Source organism: Pantoea sp. RIT-PI-b (genome assembly GCF_001187905.1).
Classification (GTDB): domain Bacteria; phylum Pseudomonadota; class Gammaproteobacteria; order Enterobacterales; family Enterobacteriaceae; genus Pantoea; species Pantoea nemavictus.
Genome location: NZ_LGIS01000025.1, coordinates 39761 through 57804, shown reverse-complemented (window position 1 = coordinate 57804; position 18044 = coordinate 39761). Strand labels below are relative to the sequence as shown.

The 18044-nt window shown below is 53.0% G+C and carries 17 protein-coding genes; 8 read left to right on the top strand and 9 right to left on the bottom strand.

Annotation, left to right across the window (positions count from 1 at the left end; translation table 11 throughout):
* Positions 1 to 47: 47 nt before the first annotated feature.
* Entirely contained in the window at positions 48 to 608 is a 561-nt protein-coding gene (locus AC790_RS15745) for a DNA-3-methyladenine glycosylase I (RefSeq protein WP_049852379.1), read from the bottom strand.
* 141 nt (positions 609 to 749) lie between these two features.
* Here AC790_RS15745 and AC790_RS15740 point away from each other — a divergent pair, with 141 nt between their 5' ends.
* The 5 genes from AC790_RS15740 to AC790_RS15720 all read left to right on the top strand — a co-directional run bounded on the left by AC790_RS15740 (position 750) and on the right by AC790_RS15720 (position 4723).
* Positions 750 to 1445 carry an autotransporter gene (locus tag AC790_RS15740; RefSeq protein ID WP_049852378.1) on the top strand — a complete coding sequence of 232 codons (696 nt, stop codon included), beginning with the start codon at positions 750 to 752 and terminating at the stop codon, positions 1443 to 1445.
* A 73-nt stretch (positions 1446 to 1518) separates the two neighbouring features.
* On the top strand, positions 1519 to 2196 hold the full coding sequence (locus tag AC790_RS15735) for a hypothetical protein (RefSeq protein ID WP_049852377.1): 678 nt from the start codon (positions 1519 to 1521) through the stop codon (positions 2194 to 2196).
* Between the two features lie 111 nt (positions 2197 to 2307).
* Positions 2308 to 2844 (top strand): primosomal protein DnaT, encoded by a 537-nt coding sequence (gene dnaT, locus AC790_RS15730; RefSeq protein ID WP_007893473.1) that lies wholly within the window; start codon positions 2308 to 2310, stop codon positions 2842 to 2844.
* The gene (gene dnaC, locus AC790_RS15725) at positions 2844 to 3584 is read left to right on the top strand and encodes a DNA replication protein DnaC (RefSeq protein ID WP_007893471.1); all 741 of its coding nucleotides are present in this window, start codon (positions 2844 to 2846) and stop codon (positions 3582 to 3584) included. Before dnaT ends, dnaC begins: the two co-directional genes overlap by 1 nt.
* An 8-nt stretch (positions 3585 to 3592) precedes the next feature.
* Positions 3593 to 4723 carry an ROK family protein gene (locus tag AC790_RS15720; protein WP_049852376.1) on the top strand — a complete coding sequence of 377 codons (1131 nt, stop codon included), beginning with the start codon at positions 3593 to 3595 and terminating at the stop codon, positions 4721 to 4723.
* A 52-nt stretch (positions 4724 to 4775) separates the two neighbouring features.
* On the opposite strand, the gene AC790_RS15715 is transcribed toward AC790_RS15720, so the two are convergent.
* Complete coding sequence (locus tag AC790_RS15715) at positions 4776 to 6239, bottom strand: sugar porter family MFS transporter (protein WP_049852375.1); 1464 nt, start codon at positions 6237 to 6239, stop codon at positions 4776 to 4778.
* A 401-nt stretch (positions 6240 to 6640) separates the two neighbouring features.
* Here AC790_RS15715 and AC790_RS15710 point away from each other — a divergent pair, with 401 nt between their 5' ends.
* On the top strand, positions 6641 to 7633 hold the full coding sequence (locus AC790_RS15710; RefSeq protein ID WP_007893465.1) for a LacI family DNA-binding transcriptional regulator: 993 nt from the start codon (positions 6641 to 6643) through the stop codon (positions 7631 to 7633).
* Positions 7634 to 7691: 58 nt separating this feature from the next.
* On the opposite strand, the gene AC790_RS15705 is transcribed toward AC790_RS15710, so the two are convergent.
* Together AC790_RS15705 and AC790_RS15700 are read right to left on the bottom strand one after the other, a co-directional pair.
* Positions 7692 to 8729, bottom strand: a complete 1038-nt coding sequence (locus tag AC790_RS15705) for an acyltransferase (RefSeq protein ID WP_049852374.1) — start codon at positions 8727 to 8729, stop codon at positions 7692 to 7694.
* 238 nt (positions 8730 to 8967) lie between these two features.
* Positions 8968 to 10101 carry an EpsG family protein gene (locus tag AC790_RS15700; RefSeq protein ID WP_007893462.1) on the bottom strand — a complete coding sequence of 378 codons (1134 nt, stop codon included), beginning with the start codon at positions 10099 to 10101 and terminating at the stop codon, positions 8968 to 8970.
* Between the two features lie 259 nt (positions 10102 to 10360).
* On the opposite strand from AC790_RS15700, the gene AC790_RS15695 reads away from it, so the two are divergent.
* Complete coding sequence (locus AC790_RS15695; protein ID WP_049852373.1) at positions 10361 to 11278, top strand: alpha/beta hydrolase; 918 nt, start codon at positions 10361 to 10363, stop codon at positions 11276 to 11278.
* Positions 11279 to 11281: 3 nt separating this feature from the next.
* Here the strand turns inward: AC790_RS15695 and AC790_RS15690 are convergent, their stop codons facing one another.
* From AC790_RS15690 to torC, 4 genes are all read right to left on the bottom strand, one after another.
* Positions 11282 to 11722, bottom strand: coding sequence for an acetyltransferase (locus AC790_RS15690; protein WP_049852372.1), 441 nt, complete (start codon positions 11720 to 11722; stop codon positions 11282 to 11284).
* Between the two features lie 111 nt (positions 11723 to 11833).
* The gene (torD, locus tag AC790_RS15685; RefSeq protein ID WP_235440743.1) at positions 11834 to 12472 is read right to left on the bottom strand and encodes a molecular chaperone TorD; all 639 of its coding nucleotides are present in this window, start codon (positions 12470 to 12472) and stop codon (positions 11834 to 11836) included.
* Positions 12469 to 15003, bottom strand: coding sequence for a trimethylamine-N-oxide reductase TorA (gene torA / locus AC790_RS15680; protein ID WP_049852371.1), 2535 nt, complete (start codon positions 15001 to 15003; stop codon positions 12469 to 12471). The genes torD and torA overlap by 4 nt, the downstream gene beginning before the upstream one ends.
* Positions 15004 to 15013: 10 nt before the next feature.
* Complete coding sequence (torC, locus tag AC790_RS15675) at positions 15014 to 16177, bottom strand: pentaheme c-type cytochrome TorC (RefSeq protein WP_049852370.1); 1164 nt, start codon at positions 16175 to 16177, stop codon at positions 15014 to 15016.
* A 135-nt stretch (positions 16178 to 16312) separates the two neighbouring features.
* On the opposite strand from torC, the gene torR reads away from it, so the two are divergent.
* Entirely contained in the window at positions 16313 to 17005 is a 693-nt protein-coding gene (gene torR, locus AC790_RS15670; RefSeq protein WP_049852369.1) for a two-component system response regulator TorR, read from the top strand.
* On the opposite strand, the gene torT is transcribed toward torR, so the two are convergent.
* Complete coding sequence (gene torT, locus AC790_RS15665) at positions 16978 to 18003, bottom strand: TMAO reductase system periplasmic protein TorT (protein ID WP_049852368.1); 1026 nt, start codon at positions 18001 to 18003, stop codon at positions 16978 to 16980. The two genes, torR and torT, sit on opposite strands and share 28 nt — an antisense overlap.
* Positions 18004 to 18044: the final 41 nt, after the last annotated feature.

Below are 18044 nucleotides of genomic sequence, written 5' to 3'. Positions count from 1 at the left end.
TTATGGGGAAATGCGTGAGGGTCAGTCTTAATTTGTAAACTTTTGCGTTAAAGATTATTGGGATGGCAGAAACAACTGGTTTGATGATCGTTAATCAAGCCGCAAGCCTGTAGAAATGAGTGGCAGGTTGTGGGACCGACGAATTTAAAACCACGCTTCTTCAGCGCCTTCGACAGCGCAATCGCAGGCTCGGAGGTGGTGGGCGCCAGTTTATAATCGGCGTAATGATGCAAAATCGGCGCGTTGTCGACAAATGACCAGATAAAGCGGGAAAAGTCCTCTCCGCTCGCTTCCAGTGCTAATAATGCGCGCGCATTGTTGATGATGGCTTCCAGCTTGCCACGATGGCGGATTAGGCCGGCATCCTGCATCAGGCGCGCCATATCGTCTTCATCCATCAGGGCCACAGCATTGGCATCAAATTCATGGAAAGCGCGGCGGTAATTTTCGCGCTTTTTAAGCACCGTAATCCATGAAAGCCCAGCCTGCTGGCCTTCGAGGCAGACCATTTCGAATAAGACTCGCTTATCGGTTTGCGGTACGCCCCACTCTTTATCGTGGTACGCGAGGTAGAGCGGATCCTGAGTTACCCAGCCACAACGTTGCATTGCTTCACTCCCTTAGCAGATGAAAAAGTGATAGTTCCCTTGACGTTTTACAAAATCGATTAATAGTTAAACAAATAGTGTCGATAAAGATCTCATAAAAAGATAACGCCCAATCTCTTCCCGGCTCGTCAGGAGTCTTTCATGTTGCAGAAAAGTCAGCGGACAGGCCAGCACAAAATTGCGCTGGCTTTTGGCGGTTTGTGGCTATTTTTTCTGGCCGGGAATGCCTATGCCTTTGATCAGTCAGGCCAGAATAGTGCGCCAGATTACAATGCGATACTTGCCGAAAAGATTTCCAGTAATCATCTGATGTTGACAGAAAACGCGGATGCCAATTTGTTTGATGCGGCCCTTAATTCGCCCAACGATAATGCCATAGTGATGCACAGCGAAAGCGCCAGCGTCGGGGCCGCGCCGTTTGTAAATCGCTACTCGGCCGGTTGGTCGATGCCGATGAGTGCAGCGGTGAGCACCGGGCCAGTGGCACAGTTCGCGGTGGATGATTCAACGTTGAGCTGTCCTAAATGTGAACGGGTTGATAGCAATAATGCCGAGCATATTGCGTCATTAGGCTGGCGCGTGGATTCCAGTCTGGGCTGGATATCGCCGTGGGCGCAGGTGAGTTATAGCCATCTGGTGAATGAAGAATTCCCATCACCCAGCCGCGAGCATGCAGAGGATATCAACGGTCGTGACAACAAATGGGTGGATGTCAGCGTCGGTGCCAATCTGCCGCTGGGGCAAAATATGGCCGCCTTCGCGTCGTTCGCGCAAACCGGTGCGGTCAGTAACGGCGAGCAGTTTATTTATAGCCTTGGCGTCAGCGCCAGCTTCTAATCGGCATAAAAAGAGAAGTGTTAAAAAGTGAGGTCAATATACTAAGCGCGCTAATCATTACTTTGGTCACAATATGCGCAACAATATTATTCTTATTAGCCGTGAAATTACGGCATTTATCATCAGTGGATTGGTGCTGGTTTTCTGTATGGCGATGGTCTATATCGACGTCAACTGGATGAACGATGCACTGCACGAAACCTCTTTCACCGAAATCACGCAGGAGGTAATGCTGCTGCTGATCGCTTCCTGCTATTTCCTCTGCGCCTGGCAACGGCCGCAGCAGCGCAGCGTGCTGATCCTGGTCGGCGGTTTTTATAGCTGTATGCTGATTCGCGAGATGGACTTCCTGTTCGATTTCATTAGACACGGATCCTGGCTGTGGTTTGCGCTGGCGACAACGGCTGCCAGTCTGGCCATGGCATTGCGCCAGCCGCGTCAGATTCTGCCCGGTCTGGTATCGCTGGTTCAGCATCGCAGCTGGCAGATGATGGCCGCAGGATTACTGGCTGTGCTGGTGTTTTCGCGCTTATTTGGCATGCATCAGCTGTGGGAACATCTGATGATGGACGGTTATAACCGCGTGGTGAAAAACATGGCGGAAGAGGGCAGCGAGATGTTCGGCTACAGCCTGTGCCTGATCGCCTCTGCACGCTATTTGTGGCAAACCCGACCACAGCCTGTCTCGGTTCAGGCACCGCAGGTTTCACGCCATGTGAAACACGCTGAACCGCTGTCTGCATCACGCTAATACCTGCGACCTTTTTGGCGATCCCTTGCCCTAAAACAGGTACACTTACCGCATAACGTCGGGCTGAATTTGCCGCCCGACGCATCATGCTGGTTAACGTCAGGTTTCTTCATGTCAGTCAAAATCTTATCTTCAACGTTGGTGGGGCTGGATGGCTTTTGCCATGACCCGCTCGCGGTGCTGCAGCAGGCCGATAACGGCACGCTGGCGGTGCTGCATAACAATGCACCGGCGTTTTATGCGCTGACGCCACAACGTCTGGCGCAGCTGCTGGCGCTGGAATCCGCCGCGCAGCAGCCTAATGATGTCACGCTGGATGAAAGTCTGTTTCAAACGGACAGCGCGCCCATCGCCACGCCGGTTGGCAAGTTCGCGATGTATGAAGGCTGGCAACCAGATAGCGATTTTCAGCGGCAGGCAGCCATCTGGGGTGTGGCGCTGAGTGAACCTGTTACCGCTGCTGAGCTGGCGACGTTTATCGCTTACTGGCAGGCGGAAGGTCGTTTGTTCCATCACGTGCAGTGGCAGCAGAAGTTAGCACGCAGCGTGCAGATGAATCGCGCCGCCAATGGTGGACAGCCAAAGCGCGATCTCACGCAAATCAGTAATACTGATTATGATATTCCCGATGGATTCCGAGGTGAGTAATGAAAACGCCGAACGATCTCTTTAGCCGCCTGAAAAAAATGATGCCGTCCGAAGTGCAGCCGAAATTCAAAAACGGCGCGGAGCTGCTGGCCTGGAATCAGGAGCAGGGCCGCTTGCGCTCGGAGGCGATTGTGCGTGAAAACCGCGCGATGAAAATGCAGCGCATTATGGGGCGCTCTGGCATTCGTGAGCTGCACATGAACTGCTCGTTCGACAACTATCGCGTGGAAAATGATGGGCAGCGCAAAGCGCTGGCCATGGCGCGCGAATATGCCGCCGGATTTGAAAATAGCATCTCCAGCTTTGTTTTTTCCGGTCGTCCCGGCACCGGAAAAAACCACCTGGCGGCGGCGATTGGTAACGATCTGATTATCCGCGGCAAAAGCGTGCTGATTGTTACCGTGGCGGATTTGATGTCGAGCATGAAAGGCACGTTCAGCGGCGGCAGCGATTTAACCGAAGAGCGTCTGCTGCACGATCTTAGCCATGTCGATCTGCTGGTGATCGATGAGATCGGCATGCAGAGTGAATCGCGCTATGAAAAAGTGATCATTAATCAGATTGTCGATCGCCGCTCATCGTCGAAACGCCCAACCGGCATGTTATCGAACCTCGATCCCGCCGGGATGAATTCGCTGCTGGGTGAACGTGTGATGGACCGTATGCGCCTCGGCAACAGTTTATGGGTGCGCTTTGACTGGGAAAGTTATCGCAGCCGTGTGCGCGGTGACGAGTATTGAGGGGTGCTATGAAAGCAGCCGGTAAAGGTCCAGCATTACTTCGCCTGAATAACCTGAAGCGGGTGATGACGCAACTGCGTACCACCCGCATCACCTCCCGCCAGGATCTGGCATTAGCGCTCGAACTGAGCAAAAACACCGTTTCGTTGATCGTCGATGATTTGCTCGAGCAGGGGCTGATCAATGAGCTTGGCCCGGTGAGCGTCGCCACCGCCGGTCGACCCAAAATCGAAATTTCGCTGCGCGCAGAAAAGTTGAAAAGCGCGGGCATTATGGTGGAGCGCCAGGCGATTCACTGGCGCGTCTGCGACTATTTCTCGCAGGTAATTGCCGAACAAACCTGGCGTACGGAAACCCGCGATCCCGAACATCTGCTGCATGAGCTGGTGGAAGTGTGTCAAACCCTGCACGCCGCGCATCCTGAATTACTGGGCGTCGCGATTGGCTTCCCCGGTATCATCGATCCGCTGCGCGGCTGGGTGCATTTCTCCGCCCATCTCGGTTGGCAGGATGTTGATGTCATCACTCTGCTGCGCCGCGAAATTCCGCTGCCGCTGCGCATTATGAACAATGTGAAAGCGGCAGCGCTGCTCTCGGTACAACAGCTCGAACTGGACAAGTCGCAAAGCCATTTCTATTTGCGTATCTCAGAAGGGCTGGGCGGTGCGCTGGTGGAGCAGGGTGAAGTGTTTACCGGCAGCAGCTGGACGGCGGGCGAAATCGGCCATCTTACAGTGCAGCCCAACGGCGAGCGCTGCAGCTGTGGACGTCTCGGTTGTCTGGAAACGCTGGTCAGCAAGCCGGCAATTCAGCAGCAGCTGGCTAAGCGCAAACCCGGCCTGCGCTGGCAGAACGGTGAAAGTGAGCCGGAAATCTTGCAGGAAGTGATGACGCAGGCGGGCACCTATTTGGGCACCGCGCTGAGCCAGGTGATGCAGCTGGTCAATCCGGCCAGCATTATTATTGATGGGCCGTGGAATGCGCAGCCGGCATTTGTGCAGGCGGTGCAGCAGGCGGCGCAGTCCGGAACGCTGGCCTTTACCTTCGCCCACACCGCGCTGCATTTCCTGCCAATGCGTATCGATCCCGCTAACGGCTTAGCGCTGGCGGTGATTGAGCAGTACGAACGCCTGAGTTAAAAAGGGCGCCATAAATGGCGCCCCTTCAGGTCTGTTGCCGCATGCTTAACAATTAATGTCTTGGAATATCAAACGACTCGCTCGGCTTGCCAGTTGCGGTGCTCTCAGGCAGGTCCGCTTCGACGTTAAATTTGCGCAGTACCAAAGCGTGGATCTTCTCGAGTGACACGCCCGCCGTTTCTGGCAAATAGCGGAAGGTAAAGAAGTACATTCCCAGTGAGAAGATGGCGAACAGCAGCAGCGGGAAGCCACCGTGGAACATATCCAGCAGCATCGGGCTGCTGTTCATGATCGGGAAGGTGCTGCTGATAACAAAGTTGGCCATCGACATCGCACAGATGGAAATCCCGACGCAAATTGAACGAATCTCAGTCGGGAACACTTCGCCCAACACCGTCCACACAATCTGGCCCCACGTCATACCAAAGAAAATCATATAGGCGAACAAGCCCACCACCGCCAGCATGCCCGGTAAATGGTAATAGAAGGCGATGAAGGAGTAGGTCAGGCACACGCAAGAGGTGATGGCGCCCAGCAGCAGTAGCTTACGACGACCCACTTTATCGATCAGCATCATGCCCACCAGTACGCCGATAAACTGACAAATCGACAGCCAGAAAGTTTGCAGCAGCGCTGAATCGGTGCTGCCCGCGACGTTTTTCAGCAAGGTTGGCCCAAAGTACTGAATTACGTTGATGCCGCTAATCTGGTTACCTACCGCCAAACCGATACCGACAATCAGCAATGGAATGGTGGTCTTATCCAGACGCAAACGCGATTTGTGTTGCTGCGCGGTTTTATCAGAAAACGAATGTTTGATTTCGTTGAACACGCTCTCGGCATGCTCGCGGTTTGAGATCTTGGTCAGCGTATCCAGCGCTTCATCATATTTGCCTTTCAGCACGTTCCAGCGCGGTGACTCCGGGATAAAGGCGATGAACAACATAAACAGCGCACACGGCACCAGCGCCGTCGCGAGGATGTAGCGCCAGCCCATGTTGATCATCACATCCGGCAAGGTGGATTTGGTGATGAAGTAGTTAGTCAGCAACACCACCGATTGACCGCCGACGCAGCACACGGCATACAGCGCGGTGGTACGGCCACGAAACTTAGAAGGCGACAGCTCAGCCAGATAGATCGGCGAAATCACCGACGCCAGGCCAATCGCCAGGCCGCCGATCATGCGGAAGATGACGAAGACGGTGAAGTTATGGGCGATTGCCGTACCGACCACCGAAACGGTAAACAGCAGAGCGGTGATGGCGAGGGATTTTTTGCGTCCCAGCTTGTCGCTGAGGCGCGGCGCCATAAAGCAGCCGACCAAACTGCCAAGCAGAATGTTGGAAACCGCCCAGCCTGTTTCGGCAGGCGTTAGCTGGAAATATTCACTTAAGGGTTCGATTGCCCCGGAGATAATGGAAGAGTCATAACCCATTAGCAGACCGCCAAATGCCGCGACGGTACAGCAGAGAATGACATACTTCATGTTGTAGCGTTTTTGCCTGGTATCCATTGTTATAGCCCCTTGTCTCTACGGCCTGAACATTACGTGTTCAGAAAGAGGTGTTATGTAGGTTTCGATGTTCAACTTTTATGCACGCGAGGTCTTCGCTATGGAATATATGTTCTAAATGATGGTTTTTGGATCATTTTTTCCGAAAAGTGTGAAGGGGGTTGCGAAAATTGCTGCTTAGCTGGTCAGGGGAAGTTTTATAGCTCAATGAATTGATAGGTTTTTCATCAACTCACTTTGTAAGGAGATTGCAAAACTTGCGATAGAATAGAATTTTCATTCTGTTGAGTGCGAAAATTTTCCTTTTTATTTCACCCGGCTGACCGCATTGGTGCGTTTCATTTTTTAGCCATCAACGGGCATAATACGTTGATTCTCAGCCCCTATTTGCGGACGCCGTAATGAAAACGCAGCGCATCACTCTGGACGATATTGCTACTCTGGCGGGCGTCACCAAAATGACGGTAAGCCGTTATTTACGCACGCCAGAAAAGGTCAAAACGGAAACGGCGGAGAAAATCGCGAGCGTAATCGCTGAGATCGGCTACGTCGCCGATACCGACAATGTGGCAGCGACCAAACAAAATCCGCCGCGTATCGGCGTGTTAATCCCTTCATTTAATAATCAAATCTTTGCCGATCTGCTGGCCGGAATCGAATCGGTTACCAGCGCGCACGGCTATCAAACGCTGGTGGTCAATTACGACTACAATGCGCAGCGTGAAGAGGAGCAGATTGCCACGGTGCTGGCTTTTAATATCAAAGGGTTAATTCTGACCGAATCGGTACACACCGTGCGGGCGGAAAAGTATCTTAATGCCGCGAATATTCCGGTAGCGGAGGTGATGGGAATAACGGAAGCGAATGGCCGCATCAACGTTGGCTTCGATAACTATCGCGCTGGCTACGATATGACGGCGATGCTGCTGGCCAGTGGCAAACAGCGCGTCATCTATTTTGGTTCAATGTCCGATCGTCGCGACGAGCAGCGCTATGCCGGCTATCGCGATGCGGTGGAAGCGGCCGGTTTGCCTGCCGGCCGTATTGTGCCGAATAAGGTCTCTTCGGTATCGATTGGTACCGGCATGATGACGCTGGCGCGCCAGCTCTATCCAGAGATGGACGCGATTTTGTGCACTAATGATGATTTGGCCGTTGGCGTGCTGCAGGAGTGTCAGGCAGTAGGAATTGCCGTGCCGCAGACGATGGCGATTGCCGGTTTCCACGGGCTGGATATTGGTCAGGCGACGACGCCCCGACTAGCCAGCGTGATCACACCACGCTTTGAGATGGGCAAAGTGGCGACGGAAATCATCCTGAAAAAGATTAATCAGCAGCCGACTATTGAGCAGGTGAATTTGCACTACCGGCTTTCAATGGGCGCGACCATCTGAAAAAACAAAACCCGCTTCAGGCTGCACCGGAAGCGGGTTTTTTTACAGCCTGACGAACTCAGTCGCGCGCTGTGGTGGTTGGAACAATCGGTGGCGGCGTATGATGCGCGCGCTTCAGGAAGCGACTCTCCAGCACATTCCACGAGGTGTAAGCCAGCGCCAGCGTAATCACAATGGTTAGCAACAATCCGACAAAGGCGTTGGAATCGTACACGCCAAAGTGCTGCAGCACCTGAATAATCGGCCAGTGATAGAGATACATACCGTATGACAAATCACCGTATTGGCTGATCTTCACCTCTTTGCACAGATTGGTGCAAAACAGGATCACCACCGATGAGAACGCCACAGGCTCAATGATGAACGCATAATCGGTGCTCTTAAACAGCAGGAACAGCACCAGCGAAACAATCGTAATCTCTTTCAGGCGCTCAAAAATGGGCTGGTGGACCGCCAGCAGGCTGCCAAAGAAGAAATAAGACGACAGCGAGATAAATTGTTTAGCCAGCGTATCGGCTTTCGCGCCGGTATACACCGAAGTGAAGTAGAAGAACCAGGCGCAAGAGATAACAAAAATCACGCCCCACACTTTCAGCGGATTTTTCTTCATCAGCGGCACGATAAACGGCAGCAGCACATACAGCGTCAGTTCGGCCTTAATGGTCCACAGCGAGCCATCCATCGGCTGGTTGGGATTACTGGTGAACACGCCCGGTAACGAAGCCTGAATGAAGTTCAGGAACGAGAAGTTAGCGATCAGATACTTGATGGTCTCTTTGTTCTTCAGGAAATCCATCAGTGGCAGCGTGGTCAGGCACATACCGATGACAAAACACAGAATAATAACGAATATATACGCCGGTAAAATTCGTTGCGCGCGTTTAATAAAATAGGATTTGAGCGATTTACTTCTTAAGTAACTTTTCGCAATAAGAAAGCCACTTATTGCGAAAAACCCTTTTACTGCAAAGTCACTATTTAGAAAATGAGCAAGAAAACGAATGTCAGTATTCCGTGTCACCTCGGCGGCATGCACCAGCATGACGATAAAGGCGAGAGAGAATCGTACTATGTCAAAGTTGTTTTTTTCGTTCATGTCTGCATTCTTACATTGAGTGACGAAGCGCCAGTAAAGTCATTAAGACTTCGCGTGAATAGATAGTTAGGAATATTCCGACCTCTGCTGGCACAGATGTAACCTATTAGAGATTCAAACAAAGCAAAATGCAACTGCTGCCAGAAAGAGGCAAAATATTCAGAATTTCGCTATGCGTCTATCAGTGTTATCTGAGAAATAAAAAACGCTAACTGTCATCAGTTAGCGTTTTCTGGATCTAGCGGAAAATTTTGAAGCTTTGTGAAACCTGATAACCGGTAATCGACTGCTTGCTGGAAACGGTATTGTAATAAAGGTAATACAACACCATTAATATCGTAATTGCCACGGCAGCGATTTTCTTTAACTTTTTGCATTCCCAAATACACAGGGAGATCAGTACCGGTTCAACTTGTAATAGATAGTTTGCCAAACGCCCACCAGAAGCGTAATCCTGCAGCGCCATCCTCAGACCACTACCAATTGCGAACGTAATCACCAGAATGTAGTAGGTGTTAAACTTCTCAGCATCAACGTTCTTAATTTTGTCGCTCAGCAGAACAAAACTAAAAATAAACACAAAGCCGATGTTTTTCAGGTTGGAGAGGGTAAGAATCCCCTGATCCTGGGTGGAATCCTGGTTGGCATAGCCCATTGCCCTGTCGCCTAAACCGCCAAGATGGCTGGAGAGCAAGGCAATCAGCGCCGAACTGCCCATAAAGGCAAGCGGTAGGCTGGCCAGCACGATAAAAATAGGAATGTATTTATTTTTTCGAACAATCATCGCCAGCGGAATAAGGATGGCAACAATCGCGGTCGCATGGCTAATAAAGGAAAGAATAAAAGTGGTAAACATCCCGGATTTACTGCGGCGGGACATATGATAAACAAAGCCCATCAGGAAGGCTGAACATAATCCGAAGCGAATCTGGTTCATGTCTTTGTTGATAAATAAGTGTGCGGAATACACGGCCAGCGCCACCAGCGGCAGCGGCGTGAGCTTGCGGAAATAGTGGGCGTTAACGCCAACCGAAATCACGGCAAAGACAAAGATGAAGATATCGGGATTCGCCGTAAACAGACGGGTGATGCCCGCAATGGCGTAGATAGCGGGTTCGTAGCGGAACTCCTCTACGGTGCGCCAAAAGCCTTCGATAACAATTTTATCAACAAACTGAACAAAGAAGTCACGATACTGGAAGTCATCCAGGCCGGTTCCCAGGCCACGAATACCGCCGAAAGTAAAAAGTACTACAACGGCGACAAAATAAAGATAGGTCCTGATTTGTGCTGTGTTTTCATTTTTACTTAACATGGTTTCGACAATAGCGACGAAACTCAGGCTAAGACTTATGATCCAGTAAATTCCCATGGTCACATATTCTTATAGTTTAAAATTTACTTATAACATATGGCCTTGGTAACGTAAACATGAGAAAAGTCTAATTTTTACTGGCCCGGTATTATATTGGTGCCACGAAGTAATATTATTTGCTAACGTTCCAGGATAAATCTTTTCCCCCGGTTTTGTTTTCGATATCTCATGGGTAAGTGTAATGTAACAAAGTGCGCGGCCCGTGGTTGCGAACTGTTTTTGTCACTGTTTTTACTCAGGATTTGGAGCCAGCGCAATGAAGTTTCCACGATTATCTGTTTTGCTTTTTATGCTTTATCTTCCTGCATCGTTTGCCAATAAGGAAATTCCTATCTGGCCAAAGGAAATGTCAGGGAATAATAAATTTATTAATTTTAGTAAAAACCCAGCCAGTAATAATCGCGCTGTCACAAATGTCGAATCTCCAGAAATGATTTATGTTCCCCCCACCGGAAAGAATAATCATTCGGCGGTGCTAATCATTCCCGGTGGCGGTTTTTCTTATATTATGAAAGATCTTGAAGGTTTGGATGTGGCAAAAATATTGAGCCAGAAGGGATATTCCTCCTTTGTGCTTATTTACCGTATGCCGCACGGCGGTTCTGAGGTTAATCGCAATAACGCTTTTGCTGATGTACAGCGAGCAATGCGGCTGATTCGTAGTAATGCTGCTAATTATCGCATTGCGCCTAATCAAATTGGCGTGATGGGCTTTTCTGCCGGAGCTTTCCTCGCGGCCAACGTCAGTAATAATCCGGATGCAGCTAACTATCCTGCGGCTAATGCGCAGGACCAGGTTTCAGCGCGTCCGGATTTCACCGCGCTGATCTATCCGGTGGTGTCGCTCAAGGAGGGAGTCACCCACGTGGGGACGCGCGCGGCGATGTACGGCAAAGATGTCACGCCTGAAGTGATTGAGCAAAACTCACAGGAAGATCGCGTCACCTCCCGTACGCCGCCGACTTTCCTCGCCCAGGCGCTAAACGATGGCACCGCCTCACCACAAAACTCGCTACGCATGTTTGAAGCGCTGCGCAAAAACAAAGTGAATGTGGAGATGCATCTCTTCCAGCAGGGCGGACATGGTTTCGGCACTGGCCAGAAACAGAATATCCCCGCCAAAAACTGGCCGACGCTGTTTAGCGACTGGCAGGCAAGCCTGGTCAAGCCATAGCGATCACGGCTGGTAACGCAGGTGCAGCAGGGGAAAGGGATTTCCCTGGCCATCAAGAGGTGAGCGACCCGTAATGACAAATCCCTGACGCTGATAAAATCCTAACGCCTGCGGGTTTTGCTCATTCACATCCAGTTCGTTGACGCCAAGGTGTTGGGTGGCATAGCGCAACAGCTGCGTCCCAATGCCCTGCCCAAACGCCTGCGGCGTGACAAACAGCATCTCCAGTCGGTTTTCCGCTACGCCAAGAAAGCCGACAATGGTGTGCTGCTCATCGCGGTAAACCCGCAGCTTGACCATCGGTAAATAGTGCATGCGCACCTGCGGCCGCAGCGCGAGGATATCGGCTTCCTGTAAGAAATCATGCGTTGCCCGCACCGATGCCTCCCACACCGCAGTTATCGCCTCAAAATCAGACTCTTGTGCCTGATAAATTCCTGTCATCTTTTTCTCCCTTGGTTCTCATAGGCTTTGCACTCAGATGCACAAGCGACAACGTTAAAGTGGCGAAGATGCCAGAAGGCGCTTTCACCGTCCACGCCTGCTTAGTGGGGATTAACGTTGGCTTAGCACCATCCGATCATGTTTAACCAGCGCCAGCAGTAGCTGACTTTGTGCCGCATAAAAACCAAATGGGTCATGCTCACTGCAGTGTGCGGTGAATGCAGGTAGCCAGCGCCACAACAGGTTTAGGGCTTTATCGCGCAGCTCAAGGCAGGCGGCCGCCTTCACCATATTTTCACTGACCGCGAAACTCAGGTGGCTGAGTAACTCCAGGTTAATCGCCAGATGATCTTCGGGCTCAGGAAAGGCCTGATGACGCTCCAAACCCGCTTCCATCAACAACGTTTGCATCTCTTCGCAGGCATCCTGGCGCAAGCGTGCATCACCTGGCTGATAGCAGGAGGCATAAGGCAGCGCCGCCTGTTTTTGCGACATCAAAAACAGACCGGCAAAATCCGCAGCCAGCTCCAGACGTGCATCGGGCCGCAGTTGCAGCGCGGCGATGCTGTTGCGTAAAGCCAGCACGCCATCCTGCATTGCCGGCAGCGCCGCCAGATGGTCCAGCCATAACGTCACATCCGGGCTCTGCAGCTGCGCCAGATGTTGGTCGTCCAGCTCGCGGGCAAACAGCCCGGCGAACCAGCTATACAAACAAGCATAGTGATGAGGGGTTAACTGGCCTGGCATCATTGGGCATCCGCCTCTTCAGGCTTGGGAATGTAGTCACATTTGGCGATCATCTCAGTGGGACCGGTAAACGCGGTGACCGGTGCGATATCCCCCTGATACTTCTCAATGTTCACAATCGCGGTATGCGCACTGGTAGCCTGCGCCAGTTGGGAAGAACCGATATCCAGCGTCAGAACATTCGGATTGCCATATTTGCACAGCGCGCCAATCACGCCGCCCCGATCCGGGTTGTACCATGCACCTTCATGGATGCGAATCACACCCGGCTTATAGCAATCGCTGATCACCGCGCCGGCCAGCACCTGTCCGCGCGCATTGAATACGCGAACCACATCACCGTTGCGAATCCCGCGTGCGCTGGCATCTTCTGGGCTGATATACACCGGCTCTTTGCCCGCGACGCTGTATTGCGCACGCAGCGTTTCCGATTCACACAGCTGCGAGTGCAGGCGAAAATCGGGATGCACTGACTGCAGATGCAGCGGATAGCGCGCAGATCCGGGTCCACCGTGCGAGCGCTCGGCTTTCTCAAACCACATCGGATGACCCTGACAATCGTCATAGTTCAGGTCGGCTATGCTTTTCGAATAGATTTCGATTAAGCCGCTCGGCGTACCTAACGGTTCCAGATCGGGATCGTTGCGGAACGCCTGATGACGGACAAACAGCTTCGGATCGTTAAATTCGATATAGCCGCGCTCATGCCAGAACGTGTCAAATGTGGGTAGCTGCAGGCCACGGCCTTTGCCCTGTTTAACGCCATCCTGATAAATGCGCTTTAGCCAGCCCATCTCATCCAGCCCTTCGGTGAAGGCTTGTTCGCGATCAAAGCGCCGACAAAGGTCGCGGAAAATATCGAAGTCGTTACGCGCCTCAAACTGTGGCGGCACAATTTGCTTCATGCCGAGCAGGCCGCGATTTGAGAGGTTGCCGTACTGATCGATATCATTGCGCTCAAACTGCGTGGTGGCGGGCAGCACGATATCGGCGAAGCGGCAGGTGGCGGTCCACTGATTATCAATCGATATCACGGTTTCCAGCGTCTGCCAGCCTTCAATGATGCGGTTGGTCTGCTGATGGCGGTGGAATGGGTTGGTGCCGGCAAACACGCACATCTTCAGCTGCGGCAAGGTGACTTTTTTGCCGTTCCAGTTGATCACTTTGCCTGGTTCCAGCATGGCATCGACGAAACGCGCGATCGGAATGGTGCTGCTATAGCCTTTGAAATCGGTGCTGGTGTGGCGTGGCGGCGTTGAGGTTGAGCCGGAAAAGCCGCTGAGGATGATACCGTTACGCGTTGGCGTACCGGCACCGTTGTAATGCCAACCGAAACCGAAGCCGCCACCGGGCAGACCAATTTGGCCCAGCATCGCGGCCACTACCACCACCATCCACGCCCATTGCTCGCCGTGCTGCATACGCTGCACGCACCAGCCGGCGATAATCTGGCTGCGGTCGGCTGCCAGCTGACGCGCCAGTGCACGAATGGTCTGTGCATCAATACCGGTCAAGCGTGCAGCCCACTCGGCATCTTTCGGCTGGCCATCGGTTGTACCGTTGAGATACGGCAGGAACTGCTCAAAGCCGACGCAATAGGTACTGAGAAACGCGCTGTCGTGCAGCTTCTCACTGTAGAGCGTATGCGCCAATGCCAGCAGCAGTGGCACGTCAGTTTGTGGATGCAATGCGATGTGCTGCACCTTATCGCGTCCCAGATATTCGTGGGTGCTGGAGATCACTGGATCCACGCTCACCACGCGGATTTCACCTTTCTCCACCTTCTCTTTTAGCTGCGCGTAATAGCCGTAGACGTCGTGATCCGGGCACCACCAGTTGGCCTGCTGGTTCTTCACCATATCGGAACCCCACAGCAGCAGGGTTTTGCTGTTTTCCAGCACCAGCGGCCATGAGGTTTGCTGCTCGTAGACTTCCATCGAACCGACCACGCGCGGCAGAATTACCTGCGCCGCACCGGTCGAGTAGTCGCCGCCGCTGCCAACGGATGCGCCATGCAGCGCCAGCGCGCGACTCAACATGCCACCGGCGTTATGGAACATGCCAGTGGATTGCCAGCCGCTGCTGCTCAGTAATGCGCTGGGGCCGTAAGTCGTCTGCACGCGTTCTAACTCCTGATAGAACAAGTCGAGTGCTTCGTCCCAGCTAACGCGTACAAAGCGATTATCGCCGCGCTGACGCGTATCGCTTTGATGACGTTTGCGCAGCCAGTCGACGCGAACCATTGGATAGCGCACGCGCGCGGTGCTGTGCACGTGATCCGGTAAGCCGGCGATAATTTTGCTGGGATAGCTATCCTTTTCGAATGGCATAGCTTTTACAAAACGGCCATCTACCACCGTGGCGCGAATTGCCCCCCAGTGCGAGCCGGTGAGAATGCCTTGTGCGGCATGTTGCGCCGCCTGCGCCCGGCGTGGCACCAGCAGCGAAGGTGCCAACATACCCAGCGTGCTGAGTCCGCCCAACTGAACCAGAAAGCGGCGGCGTGATTGGTTAAATGAATTGGTATTTTCCATGCTCGCTTCCTTAGTGTTTCTGCTGTGCGCCGCCGGTATCGGACGCGTTTAGCTGAAGATATTTCAGCAAGGTACGTTCTTCACGCTTGTCCAGACTGGTGAAGCCGATCATGCCGTTGAGGGTGCCGATCCAGCCGTTGGCATCAAAGTGCGCTTTATCAGGCGCGCCGTGACACTGATTACAGGTGCCGCTATACAGCGCGCTGGCGTAGGCCCAAATCGGTTTGCTGTCGTTAACCATGTCGCCTTTCTGTATCCACGCGGTGGTTTGCAGCTTGCTCCACTCCACGTTGGTGGCGGCAACGGTAGTGGTTTCCAGCGTTTTGGCGTTTTTTTGCAGATCATCGCGAATCGATGAAACGAAAATACGTTTGCCTGGCATCAGCGACAGCACGCGCTGGCGACCCTGAGTTTCAGTCCATCCGCTGATCTGCACCTGCAGCCAGTCGCCGTCGCGTTTCAGTACCTGAACTTCGGAGGCTGGCAGCAGTGAACCCGCTGGCGCACTGTCGGTTTTGTTGGCAAAAATCGGTTTCATATCGAGCGCAAATAAGGTGTCGCCGCTGCTGTTGGCGTCGGCGGTTTTGCGCATCTCTTCGAACTGTTTGCGGAAACCACTGCTCATATCCGGTAGCTGGTGGGTAATGCCTTTGTGGCAATCAATGCAGGAACGATTTTCCAGCGCGGCGGCGCTCATCTGGCGCGCGGCTTCGGGTTTCTGACGCGTATGGTCCATCGCGTCATAATTGTGGCAACCGCGACACACGGCGGAATTGCTCTCTTTCATGCGCTTCCATTCACGCTCGGCAAGGATTAAGCGCTTCGCTTCAAACTTTTCTGGCGTATCAATCGACCGCGCAATCAGAGCCTGATAGAGATCATTACTCGCTTCCAACTTGCGCTTTAGCATGCCCGGAATATCGCGCGGGATGTGGCAATCGCGGCACTCAGCGCGCACGCCTGATGGATTCCTGAAGTGGGTGGACTGCTTATACTCTTTGTAAGGTTGCTGCATGCCATGGCAGCTAATGCAGAACTCGGTTGAGCTGGTGAGTGTAATCCCGGTGTGGGGCACCACAATTACCGCCAATCCAATGACGATCCCGACCAGCAGGATCGCCAGTACCGACCAGCGTGCGCTGGGTCGGCGTAAGCGCTTCCATAGTGTTTTCATTGCTATAACCCTGTTGTTGTTATGGTCTATATCGCGCGGCAATTTTAGGGATGAGATATGAACAAGGTCAGCGGGCGGTATGAACAGGATGCAGCAGAATATGAACAGTTATGAACAGACAGGATCGGGCTGGCGATGCCACATCACATAGTGATTGTTGAAGATGATGTCGTGACGCAGGCGCGACTGCGTGATTACTTCCTGCAGGAGGGCTATGGCGTTTCAGTGACCGCCAGCGGGGCCGGATTGCGTGAACACATGCTGTTGCAGCCGGTGGATTTGGTGCTGCTCGATATCAATCTGCCCGGTGAGAATGGGCTGCAACTGACGCGTGCGCTGCGCGAGCGATCGACGGTCGGCATTATTTTGGTGACGGGGCGCAGCGATCAAATTGATCGCATCGTTGGTTTGGAAATGGGTGCCGATGATTATGTGACTAAGCCGCTGGAACTGCGCGAGTTGGTGGTGCGGGTGAAAAACCTGCTGTGGCGCATCGATCTGGCGCGTCAGGCGCAGCCGCTGCGTGAGGAGAATAGCTATCTATTTGCCGGTTACAGCCTGAATATTTCCCGCCATACGCTGGAGCATGCGGGCGAGTTAATCAAACTGACGCGCGCCGAATACGAAATGCTGGTGGCGTTTGTCACCAATCCCGGCCAGATCCTCAGCCGCGAACGCCTGCTGCGTATGTTAACGTCAAGCCGCGTCGACCAACCCGATGTACGCACCGTTGATGTGTTAATTCGCCGTCTGCGCAGCAAAATGCGCAGCGAGCTGTTTGTCACCCAGCATGGCGAAGGTTATTTACTGGCTGCCGAGGTGCTTTGAAACAAGTAAACCGGGCGGAATCCTGGTGGCGAGAGCGAAAGCGCGACGGCTGTGCTGCTGCTGTTTTTCGCGGTCAAAATCAGAATGGGTGGGCTGATATTATCTGGAACGGGCTGGCCTTCAAGCACTCGCTCGGCTTGCTCTACGGCTAATTCGCCTTGCCAAACCATCTGATCGCTGGCGGCGACTACGATGCGATCGCGCTTCAATCCGCGATACACCTGATGCGTCAGATAAAATGAGGCTATATCCAGCGGCGCTGCCCGACTGCGACCTTCTCCCATCGCTACTTCTGCCGCCAGCGCGGTGCCCGCCACCAGATTGATTTCTGGATAGCGCTCCAGACGATCCTGCAACAAATTGCGTTGCACCTCGATGTCATTATCACCATAGGCGACATCGACGATATGCAGCTGGCTACCTGCCAGCGCCGCACGGAAACCGCTGCTCATCTCCTGGCTGCCGCCTGCATCAACCGGACCCGGCAGCAACAGAATACGCCACGGCTTACCATGTTGATGCGTAACCAGATACCGGCCGATTTGATAGCCCATTTGGTACCAGGGAACGCCAACACGCGTGCGCACCGGCACATCACGAATAGCATTCACTACCTCAATCACTGGCGTATGTTGCGCGAATAAGACCGCGCCAGGAAATTGCGCCACGCTGCTGCCGAGTAAAATCGCGTCGGCGCCCCACCGCTGGCAGGCTTGCAGCTGATTTTGCTGCACTTCGCCCTGACGATAACCACCGGCTTCAAAAACATTGAGTGTGACTCCCAAACGTGCTGCCGCCTTACTCATTCCATAGTTGATCGAGAGCCAGTAACCGTCTTTCAGATTGGGATAAAGTGCGCACAATTTCCAGGCACGCGAGGCGCTAAGCGCCGGCAATTTCGCCGCTGGTGCGCTGTGATTCTCCTGCCAATGCAGCAGAGGCTGCGTCGCAAGCAAGGGCGAACTCAGCAACAACAGCATTAAAAAAAGTGTGCGCATAAATAACCTCAAACAAAGTGCGGCTAATGCTAGTGGCAATC

What these genes read in the sequence shown, in the direction of transcription:
- AC790_RS15705 (WP_049852374.1), bottom strand. Translation starts at nt 8,729, where the DNA reads ATGAACGAAAAAAACAACTTTGACATAGTACGATTCTCTCTCGCCTTT.
- torC (WP_049852370.1), bottom strand. Translation starts at nt 16,177, where the DNA reads ATGAAAACACTATGGAAGCGCTTACGCCGACCCAGCGCACGCTGGTCG.
- AC790_RS15690 (WP_049852372.1), bottom strand. Translation starts at nt 11,722, where the DNA reads ATGACAGGAATTTATCAGGCACAAGAGTCTGATTTTGAGGCGATAACT.
- torD (WP_235440743.1), bottom strand. Translation starts at nt 12,472, where the DNA reads ATGATGCCAGGCCAGTTAACCCCTCATCACTATGCTTGTTTGTATAGC.
- AC790_RS15700 (WP_007893462.1), bottom strand. Translation starts at nt 10,101, where the DNA reads ATGGGAATTTACTGGATCATAAGTCTTAGCCTGAGTTTCGTCGCTATT.
- AC790_RS15720 (WP_049852376.1), top strand. Translation starts at nt 3,593, where the DNA reads ATGAAAGCAGCCGGTAAAGGTCCAGCATTACTTCGCCTGAATAACCTG.
- dnaC (WP_007893471.1), top strand. Translation starts at nt 2,844, where the DNA reads ATGAAAACGCCGAACGATCTCTTTAGCCGCCTGAAAAAAATGATGCCG.
- AC790_RS15715 (WP_049852375.1), bottom strand. Translation starts at nt 6,239, where the DNA reads ATGGATACCAGGCAAAAACGCTACAACATGAAGTATGTCATTCTCTGC.
- torR (WP_049852369.1), top strand. Translation starts at nt 16,313, where the DNA reads ATGCCACATCACATAGTGATTGTTGAAGATGATGTCGTGACGCAGGCG.
- dnaT (WP_007893473.1), top strand. Translation starts at nt 2,308, where the DNA reads ATGTCAGTCAAAATCTTATCTTCAACGTTGGTGGGGCTGGATGGCTTT.
- torT (WP_049852368.1), bottom strand. Translation starts at nt 18,003, where the DNA reads ATGCGCACACTTTTTTTAATGCTGTTGTTGCTGAGTTCGCCCTTGCTT.
- AC790_RS15740 (WP_049852378.1), top strand. Translation starts at nt 750, where the DNA reads ATGTTGCAGAAAAGTCAGCGGACAGGCCAGCACAAAATTGCGCTGGCT.
- AC790_RS15710 (WP_007893465.1), top strand. Translation starts at nt 6,641, where the DNA reads ATGAAAACGCAGCGCATCACTCTGGACGATATTGCTACTCTGGCGGGC.
- AC790_RS15745 (WP_049852379.1), bottom strand. Translation starts at nt 608, where the DNA reads ATGCAACGTTGTGGCTGGGTAACTCAGGATCCGCTCTACCTCGCGTAC.
- AC790_RS15735 (WP_049852377.1), top strand. Translation starts at nt 1,519, where the DNA reads ATGCGCAACAATATTATTCTTATTAGCCGTGAAATTACGGCATTTATC.
- AC790_RS15695 (WP_049852373.1), top strand. Translation starts at nt 10,361, where the DNA reads ATGAAGTTTCCACGATTATCTGTTTTGCTTTTTATGCTTTATCTTCCT.
- torA (WP_049852371.1), bottom strand. Translation starts at nt 15,003, where the DNA reads ATGGAAAATACCAATTCATTTAACCAATCACGCCGCCGCTTTCTGGTT.